General features: G+C 58.2%; 18 protein-coding genes. 8 read left to right on the top strand and 10 right to left on the bottom strand.

What is annotated here, in order from left to right:
* Positions 1-394 precede the first annotated feature (394 nt).
* Both INT29_RS05780 and INT29_RS05775 read right to left on the bottom strand, forming a co-directional pair.
* Positions 395-2,101, bottom strand: coding sequence for an AMP-binding protein (locus INT29_RS05780; RefSeq protein ID WP_101572278.1), 1,707 nt, complete (start codon positions 2,099-2,101; stop codon positions 395-397).
* 111 nt (positions 2,102-2,212) lie between these two features.
* Positions 2,213-3,730: a CCA tRNA nucleotidyltransferase gene (locus INT29_RS05775; protein WP_193071028.1), complete on the bottom strand. Its 1,518-nt coding sequence runs from the start codon at positions 3,728-3,730 to the stop codon at positions 2,213-2,215.
* Positions 3,731-3,849: 119 nt separating this feature from the next.
* On the opposite strand from INT29_RS05775, the gene INT29_RS05770 reads away from it, so the two are divergent.
* The 7 genes from INT29_RS05770 (at position 3,850) to INT29_RS05740 (ending at position 13,667) form a co-directional block, all read left to right on the top strand.
* On the top strand, positions 3,850-4,338 hold the full coding sequence (locus INT29_RS05770; RefSeq protein ID WP_101572282.1) for an NUDIX domain-containing protein: 489 nt from the start codon (positions 3,850-3,852) through the stop codon (positions 4,336-4,338).
* A complete protein-coding gene (locus tag INT29_RS05765) occupies positions 4,335-6,656 on the top strand; it encodes a DUF6049 family protein (RefSeq protein WP_193071027.1) in 2,322 nt (773 codons plus the stop codon). The genes INT29_RS05770 and INT29_RS05765 overlap by 4 nt, the downstream gene beginning before the upstream one ends.
* A 3-nt stretch (positions 6,657-6,659) precedes the next feature.
* Complete coding sequence (gene murJ / locus INT29_RS05760; protein WP_193071026.1) at positions 6,660-8,273, top strand: murein biosynthesis integral membrane protein MurJ; 1,614 nt, start codon at positions 6,660-6,662, stop codon at positions 8,271-8,273.
* 25 nt (positions 8,274-8,298) lie between these two features.
* Positions 8,299-10,722: a virulence factor MviN gene (locus INT29_RS05755; RefSeq protein ID WP_193071025.1), complete on the top strand. Its 2,424-nt coding sequence runs from the start codon at positions 8,299-8,301 to the stop codon at positions 10,720-10,722.
* Between the two features lie 247 nt (positions 10,723-10,969).
* Positions 10,970-11,965 (top strand): thioredoxin-disulfide reductase, encoded by a 996-nt coding sequence (trxB, locus tag INT29_RS05750; protein ID WP_193071024.1) that lies wholly within the window; start codon positions 10,970-10,972, stop codon positions 11,963-11,965.
* A gap of 144 nt (positions 11,966-12,109) precedes the next feature.
* Positions 12,110-12,427, top strand: coding sequence for a thioredoxin (gene trxA / locus INT29_RS05745; RefSeq protein ID WP_193071023.1), 318 nt, complete (start codon positions 12,110-12,112; stop codon positions 12,425-12,427).
* Between the two features lie 151 nt (positions 12,428-12,578).
* On the top strand, positions 12,579-13,667 hold the full coding sequence (locus tag INT29_RS05740; protein WP_319020844.1) for a peptidoglycan-binding protein: 1,089 nt from the start codon (positions 12,579-12,581) through the stop codon (positions 13,665-13,667).
* A 2,874-nt stretch (positions 13,668-16,541) separates the two neighbouring features.
* Here INT29_RS05740 and INT29_RS20610 read toward each other — a convergent pair.
* From INT29_RS20610 to rpmH, 8 genes are all read right to left on the bottom strand, one after another.
* Positions 16,542-18,380, bottom strand: a complete 1,839-nt coding sequence (locus tag INT29_RS20610) for a ParB/RepB/Spo0J family partition protein (protein WP_193071022.1) — start codon at positions 18,378-18,380, stop codon at positions 16,542-16,544.
* Complete coding sequence (locus INT29_RS05730) at positions 18,373-19,269, bottom strand: ParA family protein (protein WP_101572296.1); 897 nt, start codon at positions 19,267-19,269, stop codon at positions 18,373-18,375. The genes INT29_RS20610 and INT29_RS05730 overlap by 8 nt, the downstream gene beginning before the upstream one ends.
* Before the next feature lie 66 nt (positions 19,270-19,335).
* On the bottom strand, positions 19,336-19,974 hold the full coding sequence (rsmG, locus tag INT29_RS05725; protein WP_193071020.1) for a 16S rRNA (guanine(527)-N(7))-methyltransferase RsmG: 639 nt from the start codon (positions 19,972-19,974) through the stop codon (positions 19,336-19,338).
* Positions 19,967-20,548: a protein jag gene (locus INT29_RS05720; RefSeq protein WP_101572298.1), complete on the bottom strand. Its 582-nt coding sequence runs from the start codon at positions 20,546-20,548 to the stop codon at positions 19,967-19,969. Before INT29_RS05720 ends, rsmG begins: the two co-directional genes overlap by 8 nt.
* 8 nt (positions 20,549-20,556) lie before the next feature.
* Positions 20,557-21,519, bottom strand: a complete 963-nt coding sequence (gene yidC / locus INT29_RS05715; RefSeq protein WP_101572300.1) for a membrane protein insertase YidC — start codon at positions 21,517-21,519, stop codon at positions 20,557-20,559.
* 169 nt (positions 21,520-21,688) lie between these two features.
* Positions 21,689-21,943 carry a membrane protein insertion efficiency factor YidD gene (gene yidD / locus INT29_RS05710; RefSeq protein WP_101572302.1) on the bottom strand — a complete coding sequence of 85 codons (255 nt, stop codon included), beginning with the start codon at positions 21,941-21,943 and terminating at the stop codon, positions 21,689-21,691.
* 82 nt (positions 21,944-22,025) lie between these two features.
* Positions 22,026-22,391, bottom strand: a complete 366-nt coding sequence (gene rnpA, locus INT29_RS05705) for a ribonuclease P protein component (protein ID WP_101572304.1) — start codon at positions 22,389-22,391, stop codon at positions 22,026-22,028.
* A gap of 2 nt (positions 22,392-22,393) precedes the next feature.
* Positions 22,394-22,531: a 50S ribosomal protein L34 gene (rpmH, locus tag INT29_RS05700; protein WP_009882743.1), complete on the bottom strand. Its 138-nt coding sequence runs from the start codon at positions 22,529-22,531 to the stop codon at positions 22,394-22,396.
* Positions 22,532-22,946: 415 nt separating this feature from the next.
* On the opposite strand from rpmH, the gene dnaA reads away from it, so the two are divergent.
* On the top strand, positions 22,947-24,581 hold the full coding sequence (dnaA, locus tag INT29_RS05695; RefSeq protein ID WP_101572306.1) for a chromosomal replication initiator protein DnaA: 1,635 nt from the start codon (positions 22,947-22,949) through the stop codon (positions 24,579-24,581).
* Positions 24,582-24,986: the final 405 nt, after the last annotated feature.

Below are 24,986 nucleotides of genomic sequence, written 5' to 3'. Positions count from 1 at the left end.
TTGTTTTCTTGCCTCTGGTTTTGGCTTGTCTTTGTCCCTTAGCCACCCAAGGTCCTCCAGGTCAGTTTGCCTGCCGCATTGCGTGGCGACGAGGTTCGATAAGGTCACACGTGAAGTTCAGTGTGGCACGCATTCTTTGGAACAGAGTGAAAATACCCTGAATCCAGCGCCCACTCACCCCACTTATTACCTACCAGCACATATCAGTAGCGTTGTATATCCGCTCTCACCAGGGATTTTACCGTTAGACCGCGGCATCGACCACATCAAGTGGCGAATTGCTCACATTTAGCCACATTTTCAACTATCAGCCCCCTGCCGGCGCGACCCCGAACACAGAACTGTGCACACACGAACACAGAACCGTGCACACTGGCCGGCAGGGAAAATGGCCTCAGCTTTTGAGATCGAAGTCCGTGTCTGCATACTCCTGGCCTTCGACGGCAGGTTCACCGCTGAATGGGTGGAGCTGGTCTTCGCGGGCGCGGAGTTCGACACGACGGATCTTGCCGGAGATGGTCTTCGGCAGTTCGGTGAACTCGAGTCGACGGATTCGCTTGTAGGGAGCGAGGTGTTCGCGGCAGTAGGCAAGGATCGACCGCGCTGTCTCAGCATCGGCTTCGAAACCGCCCGCCACGACGACGTAGGCCTTGGGCACCGCGAGACGAACAGGATCCGGCGAAGGGACCACAGCCGCCTCGGCGACGGCCTCGTGTTCGATGAGCACACTCTCGAGTTCGAACGGGGACAGGCGGTAGTCGCTGGCCTTGAATACGTCATCGGAACGCCCGACGTAGGTGATGTAGCCGTCTTCGTCGCGCTCGGCCACGTCACCGGTGTGATAGACACCGTCGGCGAAGGCCTCTGCGGTCTTCTCCTCATTGGACCAGTACCCGCTGGTCAGTCCGATCGGGCGAGGATCGAGGCGAAGGCAGATCTCACCCTCGTTGCCCTCTTCACCAGTCGCAGGATCGATGAGCACCACGTCATAGCCGGGCAGCACCTTGCCCATGGAACCGTATTTGAGCTCCTGATCGGGGGAATTGCCGACCAGCAGAGTCGTCTCCGTCTGACCGAATCCATCGCGGATGAGCACGCCCCACTCCTGCTTGACCCGGTCGATGACCTCCGGGTTGAGGGGTTCGCCTGCACCCAGGGCCTTGGTCGGCGGGGTTTTGAGATGGCTGAGGTCCGCCTGAATGAGCATGCGCCACACGGTGGGAGGAGCACAGAAGCTCGTGACACCCACCCGGTCCATGGTCTCCATCAGCGCATTCGCGTCGAAGCGTGTGTAGTTGTAGAGGAAGACGCAGGACTCGGCGATCCACGGGGTGAAGATGTTCGACCAGGCGTGCTTGGCCCAGCCGGGTGATGCCACGTTGAGGTGGACGTCGCCGGGAGTCAGGCCCATCCAGTACATGGTCGACAGGTGGCCGACGGGGTAGGACACGTGGGAATGCGCGACCATCTTCGCCTTCGAAGTCGTGCCCGAGGTGAAGTAGAGGAGAAGCAGATCGTCGGCGCGGGAGGAGCCCTGCGGATCGAAGCTGACTTCCTCGTCATCGGCATCGACGTAGCTGTAGTCCTGCTGACGTTTTGCCTCGCCACCGACGACGATGCGCACCACCTCGGCCTCGACATCGTCGAACTTCGCGGCATCCTCAGGTCCGGCGACGACGAACTCGGCCTTGCCGCGATCGACCCGATCATTGAGGTCGATGGGCCCCAGCTGAGTGGTCGCGGGCAGGAGGACCGCGCCCATCTTGATCCCGGCGAGCATGGTCTCCCACAGCTCGACCTGGTTGTTGAGCATGACCATGACGTGGTCGCCGCGTTTCACACCTGCCCGACGAAGGAAGTTCGCCACCTGATTCGAGCGACGAGAGAGCTCGGCGTAGCTCCATTTGCCCTCGGAACCATCCTGTTCGACGATCCACAGCGCGGGGCTGTCATTGCCCTCAGCGACCTTGTCGAACCAGTCGATGCCGAAGTTGAAGTGGTCGAAACGCGGCCATTCGAAGCCCTGACCAGCGGCTTCGTGGTCACTTCGCAGTTCGATCAGTTTGTCTCTGGCTGCCCGGAATTCGTCGGTCACGTTCATCATGGTCTCCTCACCTCGTAGCCCGCGCCACATCATGTGACGACGAGCACAAACATACGCGATTAACGAAGCTATCAGTAGAGGTGAGGAGCACAACAGGCGGGGTGGTGCCTAGGGCTGTTCGGCCGACCCGTAATCGGCCGACCCATTCTCAGCTGGCCCGTTCTCGGCCCACCACTGACGCAGAACCTCTTCGGCGCGCTCAGGACCCAGCGGACCGTGTTCCATCCGCTCCTCGAGCAGATGCTTGTAGGCCTTGCCCACCAGCGGTGAGGGCTTGATGTCGAGGATGGCCATGATCTGCCGACCGTCGAGGTCGGGACGAATCGCGGCGAGTTCTTCCTGTTCGCTCAGCTTCTCGATCCGATGTTCCAGATCGTCGTAGGCGAAAGAGAGTCGGTCGGCCTTCTTCTTGTTCCGGGTGGTCACATCTGCCCGGGTCAGGATATGCAGACGTGAGAGCAGTCGACCTGCGTCGGTGACATAGCGGCGCACCGCAGAATCGGTCCACCCGGCATCGCCGTAGCCGTAGAAACGCAGGTGCAGCTCCACCAGACGACCAACAGCCTTGGTCGTGTCCTTGTCGAAGCGCAGCGCCTTCATCCGCTTTGCAGTCAGCTTCGCACCGACAGCATCGTGGTGATAGAAGGTGACGGCCCCACCTGGCAGGAACCTGCGAGTCGCGGGTTTGCCGACATCATGCATCAGCGCCGCGAACCGGACGACGAAGTCCGGCACAACGAGGCGGTTGGGGTCATCGGGACTCATTCCAGCCTCGCGCTGCTTCGCCGCATACTGCTCTTCGAGCTCGACAGCCTGGCGCAGCACGGTCAGTGAGTGCTGGTAGACGTCCTTGTGGCGGTGATGTTCATCGGTCTCCAACCGCAGGCCCGCAACCTCGGGCAGAACATGATCGGCAACATCGGTGCGCACCAGCAGATCAATGCCTGCAGCCGGATCGATGCCCGTCATGAGCTTGAACAGCTCCACCTGGATACGTTCGGCGGAGATGATCGCAATCCGATCGGCCATGTCACGCATCGCCGCTTCCACCTCGGAGACAGGATCAAGACCGAGCTGAGCGGTGAAACGCGCGGCGCGCATCATGCGCAGCGGATCATCGGAGAAAGAATCCGCGGCCGTGCCCGGGGTCCGGATGACACCCTCGATCAGGTCGGTGAAACCCTGATGGGGGTCGACGAAGGTCTTCGCAGGCAGGCGAATCGCCATCGCGCCGATCGTGAAGTCACGACGGACGAGGTCGGCGTCGAGATCTGTGCCGAATTTCACAGTCGGCTTCCGTGAATCCGGGTCGTAGGCCTCGGCGCGGTAGGTGGTGATCTCGATCTGCACACCGGACTTGATGGCGCCGATGGTCCCGAATTCGCGGCCGATGTCCCAGTGTGTGTCCACCCAGTCGGAGATGAGGGCGAGGATGTCGTCGGGGCGCGCATCCGTGGTGAAGTCGAGGTCGGGCATCGGACGGCCCAACAGTGCGTCGCGGACGGATCCGCCGACGAGTGCGAGTTCGAATCCAGCCGCGGCGAAGCGTGTGCCCAGGGGCCCGAGAATGTGCTCGAGCTCATCGAGTTTGTCGTACAGACGGGCGTGCGCGGTCTTCGGGTCCACCGAGCTCCTTCGTGTTCTACCGTGCCGTTCCGATCGGAGACGACTCATCTACAGCCGAGTCCAGCCTACCGGGAGCGCGCCCGACGACACTTCCAAGAATCGCCTACTAAGGTAGGAGAATGACCACACCGATGCCCAAGCCGGGACCGAGAGCGTCCCGTCGCACCACGGTAGAGGAGATTTCCGCCGGGGGCATCGTCGTCGACTTCACACGCCCGGAACTGACCGTGGCCGTGATCGCCCGGATCAACCGGGCAGGACGAATCGAGTGGTGCCTTCCCAAGGGGCACCTCGAAGGAATCGAGACCCCCGCCGAGGCGGCTCGACGTGAGATCGAAGAGGAGACAGGCATCCTCGGACAGATCATCTGCCCCCTGGGCACCGTCGACTACTGGTTCACGGTGACCGGAATACGTGTCCATAAACTCGTCCACCACTTTCTGCTGCGTGCGCGTTCCGGGACGTTGACCGTGGATAATGATCCTGACCAGGAAGCGATCGACGCTGCGTGGATTCCCTTCAAAGATCTGCGCTCCCGGCTCTCATTCGCCAATGAGCGTCGCATCGTTGCCGCCGCCCGCCCGATGGTCGCCCGATTGGAGCAGTGAAACCCATCAGTCATATGCGTTTCCTCTTCGCCCTGCTGAGCACAGTCTTCCTGCTCGCAGGGTCAGTTTTCGCTGTCCCGCTGATGGGGGCTAGTCCCTCGGCCGCCGCCACGAGCTCCAAGGTCTCCATCACCCTCGACGAGGTCACGCCCTGGGTCGATGAGAAGGGCACGCTCAAGGTGCGCGGAACAATCACGAATCCCACAGATCATGCGATCTCCGACCCTGATCTGAATCTGGCGATGTCCACGCAGAAGCTCGATTCCGGACGCCAGATCGAGAACTGGAAGACTGACCAGTCCCAGAACCGCAGGATCGCCGGCCTCAAGGACAACGGTCCCGATGCCCGCAAGAAGGCTGAGAAAGCTGAGAAGGCGGCACAGGACTCAGCCAAGAAATCCGACCCGATGACTGCTGTGGACACCGCGTTCGACGATGAGATCGCGGCCGGGTCCTCCTCAGAGTTCACAGTCTCCGTGCCTGCGGAGCAACTCGGGCTGCAGAAGTCCTCTCCGGTCTCGGCTTGGGGCCCGCGCGGTCTGAGCGTGCAGCTCGATGATGCCACCGGGCGCGTGGCCTCCGAAGTCGGCTTCTCCACCTGGTACCCGAGTCCGAAGTTCGACAAGACCAAGGTCAGCATCCTTGCCCCGGTCACGCTTCCGGCTCACACCGCTGACGGCATCATCGACCCCAAGGACCTCGACAAGGCGATCGGCAAGGGCGGTTCCCTGACCGCGATCATGAATATCCTCGACACCCCCGGAGTGCGCATCGCACTCGACCCCCGGATCATCGCCTCCTTCGAATCGGCTGTAGCCGAACCACCGGCGGAAGATGACGGATCGGAACCCGAGGAGACCAAGACATCATCGCCAGAGAGCACTGAAACACCTGCCACAGGGCCCGATGCCCAAGATGCCGACCCCGATGCGAACTCCAATGACCAGGGTGGCCCCGATGGGCTCAGTGCCGACGAAGAAAAGGCGCAGGAAGAGCAGCGCAAACGCCTCGACACCTGGTACCGCGACTTCCTCGAAAAGGCGGAGAAACACACCGTCATCGCTTTGCCCTACGGCGACCCTGATCAGGCATCACTGCTGAACAGCGATCTGAAGAACCTGGGCACATTCGCGCAGAAACAGAGGAAGATCGTCAAAGATGTCCTGCCGAAGGCAAAGACCAACGTCGCGTGGCCCGTCGACGGCTCCGCGCAACGCGATCAGCTCGGTGATTTCGCCAAGGCGGGTGATGAGACCGTGATCCTCAGCAACAAACAGCAGCCGTCGCTGGCAGGCATTCACGACAACGCCCATTCCAAGACCCGCATCACCGCGGATGCGAAGTCATCGATCGACACCCTGATCACCGACTCGGCCTTGGAACACCAGAGCGCCCAGATCATCGGCTCTGAGCATCCGGCATCCGGCATCTCAGAACTGGTCGCGACGACTGCTGCGATCCAAGCAGAAGCCCCCTACCGGACACGGCACCTGTTGGTGCCTATGCCACGCACAGCAGCCTCGGCGAACTGGGAGAAGACGGTCGGGGCCCTCGCAGACGCACCGTGGGTCGATCCGACCGGTATCGATGATCTCCTCGACACCGACGTCGTGCCCCGCGGTCTGCTGCAGACGGGCACGAAGCCGAAGAGCATCGGAACCAAGGCCGTGCAGAGCCTCAGCCAAACCCGGGCGACGCAGAAGAAGTTCAACAGTGTGTTCTCTGACCCGCCGAGTGCGAATACACGGCTGGACCGTGAGCTGCTCAGCTGCACCTCGGTGGCGTGGACCCTGGAGGGCAGTGCAAAGAGCTGCGCCGACGATGCCCAGGCTTCGAGTGAGAAGGTGAGGAACAGCCTCTACCTCGAGAAGGGTTCCTCAGTGCTGTTGGTCACCGGCGAGAAGACGACCATCCCAGTCACGATCGTCAATGATTCCCCTGCCGAGGCGAAGATGCGCATCCGGATGAAACCGAAGACCCCCCAACTGCGAGCCGAACCGACCAAGACAGTCATCGTGCCCTCCCAGGAGACCATGCGCGTCGACGTTCCCGTCGAAGGCTTGGCCAACGCCGACGTACCGACGACGATCGAGATGGTCGCCACCGATGACGTCGCCCTGCCGAAGGACGAAACACTGCTCGTCAGGGTTCGGGCCGACTGGGAGAACATCGGCACGGCCGTCGTCGGATTGGCACTGGCCGCCGTATTCGTGATCGGCTTGATCAAGACGATCTCCCGTGGACGCAGGAAGCTCCCCGAACAGCAGCTGGCCGATGCGATGGCTCGTGCCAAGAACGACGAACAGGAAAAGAGGTAGGGCTTGTCCAAGCTTTCATCATTGGCCAAATCCTCGGCCATCATGACCGCAGGCACCCTGACCTCGCGCATATTGGGCCTGGTCAAGGCCTTCCTGCTCGCGATGGCGATCGGTGTCACCGCAGTTCAGGCCGATGCCTTCGATGTCGCCAACAAGGTGCCCAACACCCTGTATATGCTGCTGGCCGGCGGTGTCGTCAATGCCGTCCTCGTCCCGCAGCTGGTGCGAGCCTCGAAGAGGAAAGATGGGGGTCAGGACTACACGAACCGACTTCTGACCCTGTCATTCCTCATTCTGGCCGCGGTCGGTCTCATCGCAACCCTGGCCGCTCCTCTGCTCGTGTGGCTCTACTCTTCAGGGTGGGGTCCTGAACAGATGGCTTTGGCAACGGCCTTCGCCTTCTGGTGCCTGCCTCAGCTGTTCTTCTATGGCCTCTACACACTCCTGGGCCAGGTCCTCAACGCCAAATCATCTTTCGGTCCCTACATGTGGGCACCTGTGCTCAACAATGTCGTGGCCATTGCGGGTCTCCTCATCTTCATCCTGGTCTTCGGCACGGACAAGGCAACTCCGCACGGGTTGAGCACCTGGACTCCGGATATGATCGCGCTCCTGGCAGGTTCGGCCACAATGGGAGTCGTCGCTCAGGCGCTCATCCTGATCTGGCCATTGAAGCGCATCGGCTTCAAATACAGGCCGACCTTCGGCTTCCGCGGGGTCGGTCTGGCTACGGCTGGAAAGGTGGCATTCTGGACCTTCTCGGCCATGCTCATCGGGCAGATCGGCTTCCTCATCATCTCTCGTGTTGCCGCTGGAGCCTCCGTCCCGGGTGAGGGCAACGCCTCCAACGCCGCCTATTCCTACGGCTATCTCGTCTTCATGCTCCCGCACTCGCTCATCGCGGTATCGCTGGCCACAGCACTCTTTACCTCGTTGAGCAGGAACGCAGCCGAAAAGGACACCGAGGCAGTCGTCGGCGACTTCTCCATGGGTGTACGCATGGTCGGCTTCGTCAATGCCTTCGCGGTGGCTGCTCTCGTCGTCCTCGCCGCGCCCGTGGCGATGGTCATTTCAGGCGACAATCGTGAACAGGCCACTGCAGTGGGGCTCGTCATCACCACCATGGTGTTCGGTCTCATTCCCTTCAGCGCCAATTACCTGGCACAGAGGGTCTTCTACGCCTACGAAGACGCGAAGACACCGTTCCTCATCCAGCTTCCGCAGGTGATCTTCCAGTCTCTGGCGGTGCTCTCAGCCTCGATCTTCCCGAATTCAGTCACAGTGGCCATCATCGGTCTGGCGATGAGTTTGGGTTATCTATTCGCCATGATCCTGTCGTTCTCGCTCCTGAAGAAGCGACTCGGCGACATTGATCTCCGTGGGATACTGACCGCTCATATGAAGTTCTTTATAGCAGCCTTGGTTGCCGGAATGGCCGGTTACGGGCTTCTCTTCTTCTTCCCTGACTTCGCCTTGTCGGGCCAGTGGCAGGCATTCGTCTCCACAGCCGCCGTCGGCACACTCATGCTCATTGTCTTCTTGGGAGCAAGTTATTTGCTGAGAGTCAGAGAGTTGCATTCGATTATTGGCGTCGTTGCTGGAAAACTAAGGAAATAGCCTGCGCATCGAAGCCCCTATGGAGGTGGTCACCCTGATCGATATCGAACCCGGCATGGTTGTTGCCGGTCGTTACGTCGTATCAACGGTCGACCGTCGGTGGCTCGAGGATAATCCGCAGGCGGGTGCCGTGTGCACTGCGCTCGATGCCATCCTCGATGAACCCGTCCTCATCCACGTCGCCGATGCCGATGGATCCACGGATGTGCTCGAGGCTGCGCGACGGGTCTCCATCCTCGGCGATCATCGCATCGCTCCCACCTTGGACGTCGGACATTCGAACGGTCTCGACTATGTCGTGTCCAAACGCATAGCAGTCACGTCACTGGGCGAAATCCTGCCCAAGTCGCCGCTTCCCATCGATGCCGCCCGTGCTCTCATCGGAGAGATCGGAACGGTCCTCGTCACCGCTGCCCGACGCGGCCTCTTCCACATGTTCCTGCGCCCGAACACGGTGGGGATCACGACCAAGGGCACTGTGCTGGTCTCCGGCATCGGAATCGACGCAGCTCTGGCGCTGGGCACAGGAGTGATCCAGCCTGCGGATTACACACCGACGAAGGCATCTCGTGAAGATGCGCTGAGTCTCATCCGGCTCTTCTATGCCGCCATCACCGGCTATTGGCCCTCCGAAGAACCGTTCAACGGGATACCTGCAGCGGGTCGTGAGAATTCCCGCATTGCCAGGGCCAAATCCCTCAATCCAGAGGTCTCCAACGAACTCGATGACTTCGTCAGCGGAATCCTCGCCGGTTCCGATCCGGGACCAGGTTCTGTGGCCGAGGTGCTGGGCTACCTGGATGAGTGGGATGCGGAGCTCCTGCGCTACGTCAACCGTGCTCCAGTGCTCGACAACGACAGTGTCTTCAACCAGTCGCCGCGCAGCTTCGACGAAGCAACGAGCTTGCCCACCCCACGCTCAACGTCGATGGGGTCACCCACTGCAAACACCGCCAGCGACGACCAGGTCAAAGCGGCTCTGGTTCGCATCGGCATCACCCGCCCAGGAACTCGCGGATTAGCCGTCGGCGTCGTCGGCAAGACAACCGGACAATATGCGGACCGGATGCAGATGAGGGAGGCGTCGAGTTTCCCGATCGGCAAGGACCAACTCGACAACGCCGCCCATGATTGGGAGGAGTGGGAGCCGGAGCAGACCTACTCGGAGTATTCCGCGTATGCCGACCACGAGTATGACGAGAACCTGACAACTCCGATCATGAATCGTGACGCCCAGGACTCGGATCCGGACACCCAGGCCCTCGACATCGTCTCCGAAGACAGCGTTGAAGAGACCGAAGACGACAATGACACCCGCGTCATCATGGATGATGAGGATGACGGGTCGTGGTTCCTCGGCGGAATGTTCGAGACCAATGAGCAGCAGCGCGAGCATCAGCTGCGCGAATACGAACGCGAACGCCGCATTGCCAAGGCCAAGGAAGACGAAGCACGCCGACGCATCGCAGCGCTCGAAGCGGCCTCAACCTCCAGACGACAAGAGGCGAACGCCGCCACACCGCCCAAGCAGGTGCGCAGGCTTTCACCGGCCTCCGTCGATGACTCAAACACCGATTCGACTCGATCCACTGCACCCGTCCCTGCCGTCTCGCCCGAACAGAAGTCAGAGCACAGGTCTGGAGCTGCAGCGGGTGGTGCCGCTGTTGCGGGAGCGGCCGCAGCCGGTGCGGCTGGGTCTTCCAAACCTGCCGGATCTGCAGACAAGAACAAGACTTCTGGTAAGAAATCGTCTGCCTTTGCTGGAGCAACGGCCGGTAGTGCCGGTGGCGGAGGTGCAGCCACCGGCGGATCTGCGAACAATGGCAATGACGCCGATGACGATCCGGCGAATTCACGAAAGACCTTCGCCTGGCTGGTCCTTGCCCTGGTGGTCGTCGCCGCCATCGTGATCTCGATCGCGGTCTTCAACTTCACATCGGGCGACGACGAGTCCTCAACGGTCGCCGAAACCTCGGCTCCTGCCAAGACCGGGGATGGCAAGGACAAGAAAACCAAGACGCCCAAGGCAGATCCGCCGAAGATCAAGACAGTCACGGCATTGGATCCCGAAGGCGACAATGAGGAGAACAACGACAAAGCCGAAGACGTCATTCCCAATACTGAGGGATCGTGGCGTACCGACCGCTACAATTCGGCATCGTTCGGCAACCTGAAATCCGGCGTTGGACTGCACTTCGAACTCAAGAAGAAGACGACGGTGAAGAAGGTCAAGGTCAAGTCGACGAACTCGGGCGGGTCCTTCGAAATTCTCGATGGTTCCGATCCCGAAGACGCCAAGAAGGTGGGCGAAGGTACATTCGACTCGGGCGACGTCACGGTCAAACTTGATGATGGCGTCGAGACGGACAACCTTATTCTCTGGGTGACTGAGCTTCCCCAGGACGACGGCGGATTCCGAGCCGTCATCAATACCGTCGACTTCAAGTAAGAGACCGCTCCATGCGGATGGTCCTCACTGATTCGACGCCGACCTCAGTTTGACCGGCAGAGGCCGAACTGAGCCGCAGACATTGACTAGTCAGCTTGCCTGCAGGTCGGCGAGGTTCGTCGAACCTCGCTTGAACGCAGATGCGGAATAGTCGCAACCGCCGTACCGTTACACGTACGATAAGCATTCCGTGCCGCCATTGAGCGGGGCACTGAGAACACAGCGAGCAGAAGCAGGGAATTTTCACATGACTGATACACAATTGGTGATCATCGGGTCGGGTCCGGCTGGATACACCGCGGCCGTCTATGCGGCTCGTGCGAACCTTTCGCCCGTGGTCATTGCAGGTTCTGTGACAGCAGGTGGTGAACTCATGAACACCACCGACGTTGAGAATTACCCCGGATTCCCCGCAGGCGTTCAGGGTCCAGAGCTCATGGAGAGCATGCGCGAACAGGCCGAGAAATTCGGCGCCGAGGTGATCTACGACGATGTCGCGACCCTCAAACTGGAGCCCGGTGCACATCAGATCGAAACTGCACTGGGAGCCAGGTATACGGCTCAGGCAGTCATCCTCGCCACCGGATCCGCATACCGCGAACTCAACCTTCCCAATGAGAAGAAGCTGTCTGGTCACGGTGTCAGCTGGTGCGCCACCTGCGACGGGTTCTTCTTCCGGGACCAGCACATCGCCGTTGTCGGCGGCGGCGACTCCGCCCTCGAAGAGGCGACATTCCTCACTCGTTTCGCATCCAAGGTCACACTGATCCACCGCCGTCAGGACCTACGAGCTTCGCAGGCAATGCAGGATCGGGCAGCCGCCGATGAGAAACTCGAATACCTCCTCGACAGCGAGGTAGCCGAAATCCATGGCGAAGATTCGCTGACCGGACTCACTGTCCGCAATACCGTCACCGGCGAAACGTCCGAGCTGCCGGTCACCGGCATGTTCGTAGCCATCGGCTCGGATCCCCGCACAAGTCTCTTCGGCGATCAGCTTTCGCTGCGACCTGACGGATATCTCAACGTCGAAGGACGAACCTCGAAAACCACGGTCGAGGGCGTCTTCGCTGCTGGCGATGTGATCGATTCTGTCTACCGACAGGCCATCACCGCTGCTGGATCCGGTTGCTCCGCCGCACTCGACGCCGAGCACTACCTTGCCGACCTGGAGACTCTGACAAAACAAGCACAGGCCGTCGCAGCTGAGACACCACAGGTTACGGAGCCAGTCGCCTCCTGACACGAATCCTGTTGTAATACTCGGCAACTACCACTGGGCACCCCAGTGCGTTTGTGGTGAGGCGACCCGACGAGTCCACTGTGGGAATGAAACTCCCGCAAAGGCTGTTTCCGATAGAGAACATCATTAACAGAAAGGTTGCTCATGTCGACAGAAGTCACTGATGCCACGTTCGAAGAGACCGTTTTGAAGTCAGACAAGCCAGTGCTCGTCGATTTCTGGGCTCCCTGGTGCGGCCCTTGCCGTATGGTCAGCCCGATCGTAGACCAGATCGCGGAAGAGAACTCCGAGAAGCTCAACGTAGTGAAGGTCAACACTGACGAAAACCTCGAAACTGCGAGCAAGTACGGAATCACCTCGATCCCTGCGCTCTATGTCTTCAAGGATGGTGAGGTAGCAAAGACCATCATCGGTGCGCGGCCGAAGCCGGCGCTTGAGGATGAGCTCTCCGACTTCATCTGATCATGTTCTAAGGCGCCTGTTGTACGATCAACAGGCGCCTTAGGTCTATCCAGATGGCAGACAGGAACACGTTCAGAACTTCGCACAGCAGATTGGCACGGCATTGACTCACAACCCACAACCGCAGTTTTCACGCGGGGACAGCTCTGAGGTGTTGCCCAACATCAAATCTCAGATGGCTCGCCTGGGACTCAATGTCGGTCAAGCAGAGTCCGTCGAGTTCGACCGCGCATTCGAACTCGGCGTGCGCCAGTTCCAACAGGTGCGTGGAATTCTCTGTGACGGCGTAATGGGCACGGAGACCTTTTCGGAGCTCGAACGGGCTCGATATCAACTCGGCGATCGAGTGCTCCGCTATGACCCCGTCAGAGTCCTTACAGGGGATGACGTACTCAAACTACAGAGAACCCTCGCGGGCCTCGGGTTCTACGCCGGTCGCATGGATGCAGAGTACTCTGCGGTAACGGATGCCGCCGTCAAGGAACTGCAGATGAGCCTCGGAACCAAAGTCGACGGCGTCGCCGGGCCACAGACGCTGCGAGGACTCGACGCCATCGATCGCAAACAGGACACCGGCAATCTCTTCGCGCTCGAGGAACGGGCGCGCGTCGCAGCATCCGGAACGTCACTGGCCGGTCGGACCTTCGTCATCGAAGCAGCCACTACAGTTGTAGATTTCGAGACTCTGCCCATGACGGCACTGCAAGCGGACACCGAGCGTCGCATCACTGCCGATATTGCAAGCCGCCTTGCCGGCCGGCTCGAGGCCGTCGGCGCTGGAGCAGTCGTTCTGCACGGAGATGCTGTCGAGGTCAACAAGGCCGATCAGCTCGGTGCTTCTGCCGTAATTACAGTCACTGCAGACATTAACAAGTCCAAGGACGCAAACGGAATTGCGACCTTCTACTTCGGACACGAAACACATTCCGATATCAATTCCCCTACCGGAGGACGTCTTGCAGAGCTCATCCAGAGCGAGCTCACTGCGCGAACGGGGATGAGGGACTGCAGGAGCCATGCACGCACCTGGTCATCCTTGAAGCGTCTCCGGACTCCGAAGGTTCACGTAGTCGCTGGCTATCTCACCAATAACGACGATCTCGACAATCTAGAAGACGCTAACGTTCGCGATGCAATTGCCGACGGAATCGCCGCAGGCTTGCAGAGGCTGTACGTTCGCGAGGACTCAGACCCAGAGACCGGGACTCTCAGCCTGGCGGAAATCAAAGCATACAGCTAAGAGCACGCTCACAGCCGTTTCACGTGGAACGGAATCATGAGGAGCGTGTGCCACCAATCGGCAATGGTACCTACACCGGATATGTCCGAAAGTAGTTGTGTCCACCGACCCTTCCAGCAAATCTGGCGGTAAGCTGCCGTGATTGCGACCCCACGGTCGGCGTCCAGCTCGCGTTTACACTCAGTGGAGATGTCGCGATGCTTGGCTGTTCCATCTTGCAACTTCAAGCGAACGACTCGATACACAAATGGCCTACTCGGATCCGCCTGGAATTCCCGTCTGAAGAGAACTCGTCTGCAGACGACCGGACCGACTTGTTTCATCAGCCTCCGACTCACAGGACATCACACCCGAAATGAAACAGAGTCTCTGCGGCGCGTCCTCTAGGCCTGGTGCCCGACGTCGCGAATGCTTATCCTGATAGTCATCAAGGACAGCGTCGCTAAACTTAAAAGACACAGGGAATGATGAGATCTATCCACACAGACGGGCGATCATCAAAAATACTCAGTCTGAGGATTGCGAACGTATCTCCCGATATCTAGGCAGCCCAACCGCGCTCCAACGCACATATCTTGCCGATATACGTCGACATACAGCACATCGTTTCACCTGAAACACCAGAAGCCCAGATGACTGCCCAGCCCTCTGTGGGAACATGCATTGACATGACCGCCTACAACGACGGCGTCAAACGAACCACCGTTAACCATGCCGAGACGGCTACCTCGATGGAACCTGTCATCAGAGCGACGTTGTACCTACCAACTTACATCTGGGTGAGTCCGACAAACTCGACATCCCTATTACAAACTCAATGTTTCACGTGGAACGAGAGTCCGTACGGGCGCTGGCCTGGCTGAAGTGGCGGGAGGGCGATTCACACTGCACATCGCTATCGAAAACAGAGGCGCCAAACAGACCGAACGATAACCATTCGGTTCGAAATATATGCCATGACTCATCAGTATAGATCCATCTTTCATCAGGAGGAGGAGTCGATCGTCTGGTCCGCGCCAGTCTGTTTCACGTGAAACTAATTCGCAATTGGCGACTTCGACACAACAGTATGCAGATGAGTAGAGGGAAAGATGCCGTATGTCATTAGATCGACATGCGGCATCCACGAATTTCGAATCGGACAATGAGTGGACAACGGACAACTGAGTTGTGTCGGGTGCTGAATTGCGATGTATCGCCAAATTGACACTAATCAGACCTGCCCGGTATGCATCAAATTGTCCAGAAGCACGAATAGCAACACCGCACACCCACTACGGAATGTCGCACTTTCCGACCATTACGAATCGGTCAAAACCGGTATTCTGTGTATCTCCGCGCTCGCGCGCTTTAGAGCACCTGGCATAGGGTTGGGTTGCTCCTACCTCAAACGCTAGGAAGGACCGTTGAAGAATGACCGTTTCACGTGAAACAAGGGGGTCCTCCCGAACTTGATCAAGTTGGCTGAGATGAAGTTTCACGTGAAACCGTGCCCCAAAGGGAACTCCTACCGTCGAACACGAAGCACAACAATCTGAACTCTCAACAGTCCATGACGGGGACGAAACTTCATTGTCCCTTCGTTTCACGTGAAACGCACCCCGGTTCGGACCTCGAGGACACCGCATCGCCAGAGAGTTGTAAGAAATGAAGCTAAACATATTGGACACTTAGACTCTAACCAAGGCGTCCTAAAGTACGCACTGTTCGCTGAAGCCCAACTGCATATTGATGCCACAGGGTCTAGTAGCTAGACCCATAAGCTCCACTTCCACCATTCGAACCCGGCATATCAGCAATCACCGAAATGAGGCTTTCGGCAGTCAAGAAGACCTATAAACTGCTCGCTGAGCAACGCGGAGAAAGAAGACGTGTTGTTTCACGTGAAACGGAATAGGAATATCTACGCTCATCAGGCTCATACCCTTGCCTCAGGACGGTATTGACGCGCCTAATTACAGGCCAGGGAGACACATCTGCCTGCGGGGATTTCTCTGAACCGAAGTGCCCTTTCGGTGTCCTACCCATAACGGATACCGGCCGAACAGGTGACTGCCGGTCGGCATCGGGTTGCCTGCCTGGAACTCCAAAACACCAGGTCAAACATGTTTCACGTGAAACTAATCCCACCTTTAGGAGAGCCGGCCTCGAAAAACTACAGGAAGTCACTAACCTGAAGCGGAGGTGTCTTGAATGCTACCGGTCAACTGGTCGTCGCCGAAGAGGATGACCTCGCTCGACTGTCTACACAAGATCGAGCGAGCTCTTCATCCGAGCCCACAAATATGACCGCCGTCGCCTCATAAACAAGGCAATTCTAATCCCAAAATGCGCGGCGCATCGCGCAGCTGTTTCACGTGAAACGGCAGAACATAAATGATCATCCGCCAAAAGTCGAGAATGCCGAAGTCTGAAGAGTCAAGTCCGCGTGCCCTTAGTCGAAATATCTGTTTAGTGAACCGACGGTACAACCATGAACCGAATAGAAATCTATGGCTCATAGCCAACAGTCAAACATGACGGTTGCCCTATGGGAAGGAGAACTCTGCGAACAATTGACTAGAAGACGTACAAACGCCAAGCCGATTCGGATGAAACTGGGAACGTTTCACGTGAAACCTAACGTCGTCCGCCAAAAGAGACATATTTATAACCATCGATTGTAAATATCAACCGCTTCTCAACACCGCGGTTCCAGCAGAACGCAGCTGCGGTTTGGAGTGTCAGCTACCGTAAAGCACTATGGAAGATCCATGTTGAACCGTCGCGGATCGACGAGACCATCCGCCTACGAGTCCTCGCAAGACAGAAGTGGGGCGGGGAAGTGAACATTCGTCCACCTCACCCGCCCCAAGGAGAGCAGCAAAGAACCAGCTATTCAGCCGGTGATTCCACGCCCAGCAAAGTCAGGATACGATCCAGATCGTCCTGGTTTGCGAACTCAACGCTGAGTTTGCCCTTCTTCTTTCCAACTGTGATGTTCACTTTGGTGTCCAGGCGGTCCCCAAGCCGCTCCGCGACCTCAATGAACTGAGGTGATACTTGTGTCGTTGCACGTGAAACATTCATGGAGTCGCCGCGGTTGAGAAGAACCACAGCCTCCTCGGACGCCCTTACAGACATCCCTTCGGCCACAATGCGTTGCGCCAGAACTTCCATGTGCTCCGGCTCCCGAAGACCCAGGATTGCGCGAGCATGCCCAGCCGAAATGACTCCGGCCGCCACGCGCCGCTGGACAAGAGGTGGCAGGCGAAGCAGACGAAGGGTGTTGGAGATCTGCGGGCGCGATCGCCCAATACGTTCAGACAGCTCCTCCTGCGTACATCCAAAGTCCTCGAGCAGCTGGCCGTAAGCTGCAGCCTCTTCAAGAGGATTCAGCTCTGCACGATGAAGGTTTTCGAGGAGAGCATCTCGCAACAGATCCGTGTCATCAACGTAGCGAATGATCGCCGGAATGGTCGAAAAACCCGCGTCCTTCGTCGCGCGCAGACGTCGTTCGCCCATAATGAGCTCGAAGCGCTCGGCGTCGCCGGGCTTCTGCCGAACAACCACCGGCTGCAGAACGCCGATCTCGCGAATGCTGTGGACAAGTTCACTGAGCTGATCTTCATCAAAGAAGGTACGCGGCTGACGCGGATTAGCATCAATGCGGTCCACTCCGAGCTCGCCGAACTCTGTATCGGGGATCGAATCCACTCCGGCGATGCTACTGTCGTCGCCAGGCGCAGAATCTTCTGCGACTACATCAACATCCGGCTCCGAGGATGAGCTGCCAGACTCAAACCCGGTCGACACTTCATCTGTAGTACCTGATGTTCCGGCCGTGGCGCTTTGTGCCTCGTCAAAGACTTCATGTCCCGACCTGTATACACCGGGATGCATCTCAGAGACATCGTCAGTCTGTACCGACTCAGCGTCTGGACCGCCCCCGACAATGTTTGTGTTAGCTTCCACGTCAGGCTCAGCGGTCTCGTTGACCGGCGCTGCGATGCTGTCGGTGGCGCTATTGTCGGCGACGGCTATGCTATCCCCGGCAGTGGCTGGCGATACGGAGCCAAAATCCGGATCCGTCTTACTCTTGGCTGGTTCCTTAGTCGGAGACGTCTCTACCGGTGCGTCATTCGACGGTTCCGTCGCAGCTTTCTTCGCAGACGGCCTTTCAACCGCCGGTTTAGCGGCACTGGGTTCAACGGCCGTCGATTTTGTGTTCGAGGACTTCGCGGTACTGGCCTTCGCCGAATCCGATTTCGTCGTGCCGGCCGTGTTCGCGCCAGTGGTTTTGGCTCCAGCGGTCTTGGCACCCGTTGTCTTGGAGCTGGCCGTCTTCGCACCTGTGGTTTTGGCACCGGTCGATTTGGCACCTGCGGCGGCCTTTTTCGCCGTGGATTCAGAACCACCTGAATTGACCGCTGCTGATCCCGTGTCCTTCTTGGCCGGAGAGGCCTTAGCAGCCGGCATTTCCTTCTTCGCGGGTTTATCCGTCGACGCGCCTGTGGAGGCCCCAGCCTTAGGCTTACGACGGCGAGAAGACTGCATAGAAGCGGCAGGATCCGTACGAGCAGCTCGAGGCGCCTTTGGCTCCTCTGCACTCTGCTTGGCCTCTTCAGGCTCGCCGCCGGAGAAGAACACGTCGACTGGACGGTCACTCGACGCCGCATCCGGAATCAAAGCGCCTAATCCACGGCCCAGTCCACGCTTCTTGCGTTCAGCCACGATCTACTCCTCGTTGTGCGATTTCTTCGGCGGCTTCCTGATAGGACAAAGCGCCACTGGAATGGGGGTCGTACGAAATCACCGTCTGGCCGTAACTCGGCGCCTCTGAAATGCGCACGGAGCGTGGGATCGAGGATGACAGAACCTGCTCAGGGAAATGAGTGCGAACATCGTCGGCCACCTGTTTGCTGAGGTTGGTTCTCCCGTCATACATCGTCAGAATAATGGTGGAGATCGCCAGCTTCGGATTGAGATGCTTTTGGATGAGCTGAATGTTCTTCAGCAACTGGCTCAATCCCTCAAGCGCGTAGTATTCACACTGGATCGGGATGAGTACTTCTCTGGCAGCGACGAATGCGTTGACTGTCAACAGACCCAGGCTCGGTGGGCAGTCCACAATTACGTAGTCAACCCGATTGCCCGCTGCAGCCTCTTCTTCGAGATAGAGGCCCAACGACCTCTGCAGACGCTGCTCACGAGCGACAAGGGACACCAGCTCGATCTCGGCTCCCGCCAAGTCGATCGTTGCCGGCACGCATTTGAGGCTCTCGAAGTCCGGACACTGAGCGACAGCATCCCGCATGGGCACGTCATCGATGATCACATCGTAGATGCTGGTGACTTCGGAATAATGGTCAATACCCAGAGCTGTACTTGCATTGCCCTGTGGATCGATATCGATGAGCAGGACGTTGAGGTCTTGATTCGCCAAGGCAGCGGCGATATTCACAGCAGTGGTGGTCTTCCCGACGCCACCCTTCTGGTTGGCGATTGTGAAAATCCGGGTAGAGTCCGGTTGTGGAAAACTCGCCTGGGACAGTCGATCGGCGCGACGGTTATCGCGCGCGATTGCAGCACCTATGGGAGACGACTCGTCCATGATCGGCATTCGGCGCACTCCATCATCCATTGGTTTCACAAAGCTATACTCAGCCTAGACCAAATCTACTTCGTACTATTTCTTGACTATCTCGACGACACGGCTCGGGACTTCAAGGATTCCACCGTCAACGATGTGAATCTGCGGCTGAGACAGTCGGTACCGCTTCAGCAGTTTCTTCGTCTTCGCCAACTCGGCTTCGACCGAAGCACCTTTGAGCGCGAGGATCCGTCCGTCGGGACCCATCACTTCATGAGTCCATTCGATGAGAGTCGTCATCGCTTTGACCGCCCGAGACGTCACAACGGTGAACATCTCTTCATCAACGAGTTCTTCGACGCGAGCTCGGACGATACGAACGTTGTCTAATCCCAGATCGTCGACGACCATCTTCAGCCATTCGACTCGGCGTTCCATCGGTTCGATGAGAACGACCTGTGCTTCGGGGCGCAGCAATGCGATGGGAATACCTGGCAGACCAGCGCCGCTGCCAACATCGCCGACGACATCCCTGTCATCGATGAACTCGGCGACCACTGCACAGTTGAGGATGTGTCTGGTCCACAGTCTGTCGATCTCACGCGGACCGATCAGACCCCATTCGATGCCGGTGGTAGCCAAGTGCTGGGCGTACCGCACTGCCGTTGGGTAGGAGGTACCAAAGAACTCTTCGGTGCCTGCCGGGGGAATTTCGAGCGCGGAAATGTCAGTCATGGGCAGGACGAACCAACACGTGCCGGCCGTCACCCTCACCTTCGGACTCCGAAACCAAACCGGCCTGAGCAACCTGATCGTGGATGATCTTGCGTTCAAAGCTATTCATCGGTTTGAACGCGTATTCGTTGCCCGATTCCTTGACGTCCTCGATAGCCTGCTTCGCCTTCTTGATCAGCTCGTCACGACGGCTATTTCGGAATCCGTCGATGTCGAGCATCAGCCAGGAGCGCTGACCTGTGCTCGTCTGGACTGCCAGACGACTGAGCTCCTGCAGAGCACCGAGCGTCTTACCCTCGCGGCCGACCAGCGTGCGCAGGTTAGATTCTTCGTCTTCCTCGCAGACAATCGACAGCTGTGCGCGTCCATCCCCGACATCGATGTCGATGTCGCCATCGATATCAGCGAGGTCCATCAGTTCTTCGAGGTAATCAGCCGCGATCTCGCCCTCTTCTTCGAGGAGCTCGGCTCTTGTCGGCTTCGCAGCTTTTTCGACACCATTGTCGGTGGTGCCAGCGTCGACAGTCTCGTCGACGTTCTCATCAACAGTCGTGTCGACATTCTCTTCAGTCATTTTCTTCCTCAGCGCTTCTTGTTCTTCTTGCGGTTCTTGCTCACTGGTTGCTGCCGCTGACGGCTCTGATTCGTGGCCGGCTCAACTGCGGTCGCGGTTCCACCCTTGATCTCAGGCTGCGCAACGGGTTTGCCCTTGCGTGCTTTACGCTCCAGCATCTCCTTCTCCGCCTTCGAACCGGGAGCTGGCATATTACGGATGACCACGTGCTGCTGGCACATCGTCCAGGTGTTCGAAACGAGCCAGTAGAAGAGAACGCCGAGTGGGAAATAAAGACCACCGAAACCGAACACAACGGGCATCACATAGAGCAACATCTTCTGTGACTGCATCATCGGATTCGCCATAGCGGTCTCCGACATGTTCTTCGCCATCATCTGCTTCTGCGTGATGAACATCGTCGAAGCCATGATCACAATGAGCACGCCGGTAAGGAGTTTGACTCCGATGCCCGGAGTCTCCAAGAAGGTCGCAGACAGAGAGATTCCGAAGACCGAGGATGCCTCGGCCTGTTGGGCCAGGTTCTGGGTGAAGCCGCCGATGGCCCCGATGGATCCATCGGCCACATTCGGCATGTTGTGAATGACTCGGAAGAGTGAGAAGAAAATCGGCATCTGCACAAGAAGCGGCAGACACGAGGCCCAAGGGCTCGTCTTGTTGTCGCGGAACAGGTTCATCTGCTCTTCGGCCATGGCCTGACGCGAGTACTGGTCTTTCTTGCCCTTGTATTTGGCCTGCAGGCGCTGAATCTGAGGCTGCAGCAGCTGCATCTTCCGCTGCGACTTGATCTGATAGACGAACAGCGGGATCAGGATTGCGCGCATCACAAGAGTGAGCCCCGCAATCGACAGCACCCATGTCCAACCATTGGCGGCGGGAAGACCGATCGCAGTGAAGACCTCGTGGAAGATCGCGAGGACCCAAGCAACTACCCACTGCAGCGGGTAGAGCAGCTTGTCCATCCAGTCCATTCAGTACTCCTCGTTACAACGATTCTTCACGATCGTTCATTTTGCCATTGTTAACAGGTCTGCGCGACACGGAACCTTTGGTCCTGCTCTCGCGTGCCGGAGGAGTCAGCCTCCGAGCTGCTCGTGATGCACAGATGCACTGGTCATCTGCGGCACACGCAAAGTGTGTTCAGGTGCTCTCATCGTCATTCATCGAATTTGAGCGGGACTGGCGCGCTGAACCGGGAACATGGTCCACCCCACCATGGGAAAAGGGATTGCATCGTAGTATTCGCCACCCAGTTAACACCATTCCCTTGAGAACTCCGTGTATCTCGAAGGCCTCCAGGCCGTACATCGAGCAACTGGGATAGTATCGGCAGACCTGTCCATACAGTGGAGACACGACGACTCGATAGGCTCTGATGAACCATACGAACGGCATGCGCGGTCCGGTTCGGATCACCCACCAGGCTGTGGGCCAGAAACCAGCCGGTCTGTGGGGCACCTCCGAGGGGCGCTTCAGATCACGTTCGGCGTCCACGGCTCTCTAGCTTCTTCTGCGCTTTGTCGATCAGCATCGTGACCTCGGACTCCAGCACAGCGAATTCAGCTTCTGCCGCGTGGGGCAATGCTCTGACCACGAACAATGCACTGGAGTCCAGGCTGTCGAGTCGAACCCGCACGATCTCTCGCAGACGACGTTTCACGCGGTTCCGGCTGACGGCGTTTCCGACGGCCTTGGATACGATGAAACCCACGCGCGCAGCGTGGGAATCATCATTATCTATCAGGCTGTGTGCCATCAAATGGTCCGAGCGCACGCGGACGCCAGCTTTGAAGACCCTTCTGAAGTCGTCTCCGCTGCGGATCCGGTGAGCCGCGGTGATCACACTTATGCCGAAACTTCGGCACGTCCCTTGCGACGACGTGCAGCCAGGATTGAACGGCCGGCACGGGTGCGCATGCGCAGACGGAAGCCGTGCTTCTTGGCGCGCTTACGGTTATTGGGCTGGAAAGTACGCTTACTCACTTCAAGTCTCCGATTTCTAGGTTGCGGTCGAACGACGTTGCGTTCTCACAAAAAACGGCGGTGCGAGTCTCGACCGCCGAGCACTCCTGTGCATAAGAGCCAAAAGATATTCAAGATAATCGGATGAAGCCCGGTACACAGGACACTCCACCTTAGCCAAGGTCAAAGTTGCTGGTCAAACTCGATAGCAATGTTTCACGTCACTGTTGTGCACTGTTCGCCGCAATTCATCCTCTGCTCATCTGCCGCTGTCCACAAGTAACAGGCGTGTAGTTTTCCACATGGTTATCCACCAATGTGGAGGATTACTGGGATGACTCGTCAGTTCTCCACAAACTGTGGAAAACTATGTGGAAGTCATACACAGGTGTGGACCACGCCCAGAAGAAACTACGAAAACGGAGGAAGATTGACGGTGTCGAATTCCAAAAATGAGCTCATCAGCCAATGGCGGACGGTGGTCTCGACCCTGGATCAGGACCCCAGTCTGACTGCCCATCAGAAGGGCTTCCTCTCACTAGCACTGCCCAAAGCTCTCGTCGACAACGCACTGGTCCTTCTCGCTGTCCGCGATGAGCACACGCGCAGAACCATTGAAACCCGGCTTCTCGGTCCTCTGACCAGGGAGTTCTCCCATGTTCTCGGTTTCGAGGTGACTTTCGGGTTCGTTGTCGATCCGGAACTCGACGTTCCGATCCGGTTCGAAGATCTCATCGGGGAGCCCACCCCGGGCTCACCCATCGAGATCGATCCGGAGACATCCACCTCGGCGATGGGGTCTGCCGGTTCTCCCACTTTTGCACCGGCCGAGGCCCCAGATCCCGAGCCTCAGATCCCTACTCCCCATTACCGCGCACCGCATCCGCAGCCGCAGTCACCCAGGTACGAGGACTCGGGTCCTGCACCAAGCAATGGGGCACCTGTGGAAAGAACGACGCGAGAGATGAAGATCGCCGAGGCGACCGCCGCCCAGTCCACTCCACCGGTAGAGGTCCCCGGGGTCGCCCAGCTCAACCCCAAGTACACCTTCGATACCTTCGTCATCGGCGCCTCCAACCGCTTCGCCCATGCTGCGGCCTTCGCAGTGGCCGAGGCACCGGCCAAGGCATACAACCCACTGTTCATCTACGGCGACTCGGGACTGGGTAAGACCCACCTCCTGCATGCGATCGGCTACTACGCGACACAGCTGTTCCCCGAGATCCGAGTGAAATACGTCTCCAGCGAGGAGTTCGTCAACGACTTCATCAATACGATCGGTTCCTCGAAGACGTCGAACTCTCTGCGTCCTGCGTTCCAGCGTCGTTACCGTGAGGTCGACATCCTGATGATCGATGACATCCAGTTCCTGCAGGGCAAGGATGCGACGGTCGAAGAGTTCTTCCACACATTCAATGCTCTGCACAATGAGGTCAAACAGGTCGTGATCACCTCTGACCAGCCGCCGAAGATGCTCAAGGGCTTCGAAGAGCGGCTGCGCTCACGCTTCGAATGGGGTCTCCTGACGGATGTGCAGCCCCCAGATATGGAGACGCGCTTCGCCATTCTGCGCCGGAAGGCCGCCGGCGAGCATCTTGATGTCCCCAACGACGTGCTCGAATACATCGCATCGCGGATCTCCTCGAATATCCGCGAACTCGAGGGAGCACTCATTCGGGTGACTGCCTTCGCCAACCTCAATGACCAGCAGGTCGACGTCAGTCTGGCTGCGACCGTGCTCAAGGATTTCATCACTCAGGACGACACCCCGGCCATCACCGCTGCCGACATCATGGGTCAGACCGCTGCCTATTTCAGCCTCACTCTCGATGATCTGTGCGGCACCTCCCGATCACGGACTCTGACGACGGCTCGTCAGATCGCCATGTATCTGTGTCGTGAACTCACGGAGCTGTCCCTGCCGAAGATCGGTCAGGCTTTCGGCGGCCGAGATCACACCACGGTGATGCACGCGAACAAGAAGATTCGAACTCAGATGGCCGAACGACGGGCTGTCTACACTCAGGTCACCGAGTTAACAAACCGCATTAAACAGCAACACCGCCTATAGAAAGCGGTATACACATCTGTGGATAACCATGGGGACAAACCACGTAACCTGGGGATAGAATGGTGGATAACTCCACGAGGTGAGTGGACGGCTGTGAACTACATAGATGTGCTTACCCAAGCGCCCACCGAAGTATGTGTGAGCGTGCACAGGGGATCCACACCCTTGGAGGTCGCTCGGTCCTTGATTACTAGGGCGTAACCGTTGGTTATCCACACACTCCACAGGTGCTAATACTTCTACTCATTGAATTGAAGTTGTAAGAGGGTGACCGCCACCGACTGCATCGGCTAGGTTGGCAGGCTCTTGGGGGAGAGTTCGACACAGACTCTGAGCACTGTGAATTATTCGAACATACGGTTACAGTCGATTCTCGAATGCGAGATCCAGCTAGTTCTGCTTCGA

The organism is Brevibacterium sp. FME37 (genome assembly GCF_014897485.1).
Lineage (GTDB): Bacteria > Actinomycetota > Actinomycetes > Actinomycetales > Brevibacteriaceae > Brevibacterium.
The sequence above is the reverse complement of the archived record's forward strand: the minus strand, read 5'-3'. Positions and strand labels throughout refer to the sequence as shown.

What these genes read in the sequence shown, in the direction of transcription:
- INT29_RS05780 (WP_101572278.1), bottom strand. Translation starts at nt 2,101, where the DNA reads ATGAACGTGACCGACGAATTCCGGGCAGCCAGAGACAAACTGATCGAA.
- INT29_RS05770 (WP_101572282.1), top strand. Translation starts at nt 3,850, where the DNA reads ATGACCACACCGATGCCCAAGCCGGGACCGAGAGCGTCCCGTCGCACC.
- trxB (WP_193071024.1), top strand. Translation starts at nt 10,970, where the DNA reads ATGACTGATACACAATTGGTGATCATCGGGTCGGGTCCGGCTGGATAC.
- trxA (WP_193071023.1), top strand. Translation starts at nt 12,110, where the DNA reads ATGTCGACAGAAGTCACTGATGCCACGTTCGAAGAGACCGTTTTGAAG.
- INT29_RS05730 (WP_101572296.1), bottom strand. Translation starts at nt 19,269, where the DNA reads ATGCCGATCATGGACGAGTCGTCTCCCATAGGTGCTGCAATCGCGCGC.
- rsmG (WP_193071020.1), bottom strand. Translation starts at nt 19,974, where the DNA reads ATGACTGACATTTCCGCGCTCGAAATTCCCCCGGCAGGCACCGAAGAG.
- INT29_RS05720 (WP_101572298.1), bottom strand. Translation starts at nt 20,548, where the DNA reads ATGACTGAAGAGAATGTCGACACGACTGTTGATGAGAACGTCGACGAG.
- yidC (WP_101572300.1), bottom strand. Translation starts at nt 21,519, where the DNA reads ATGGACTGGATGGACAAGCTGCTCTACCCGCTGCAGTGGGTAGTTGCT.
- yidD (WP_101572302.1), bottom strand. Translation starts at nt 21,943, where the DNA reads ATGCCGTTCGTATGGTTCATCAGAGCCTATCGAGTCGTCGTGTCTCCA.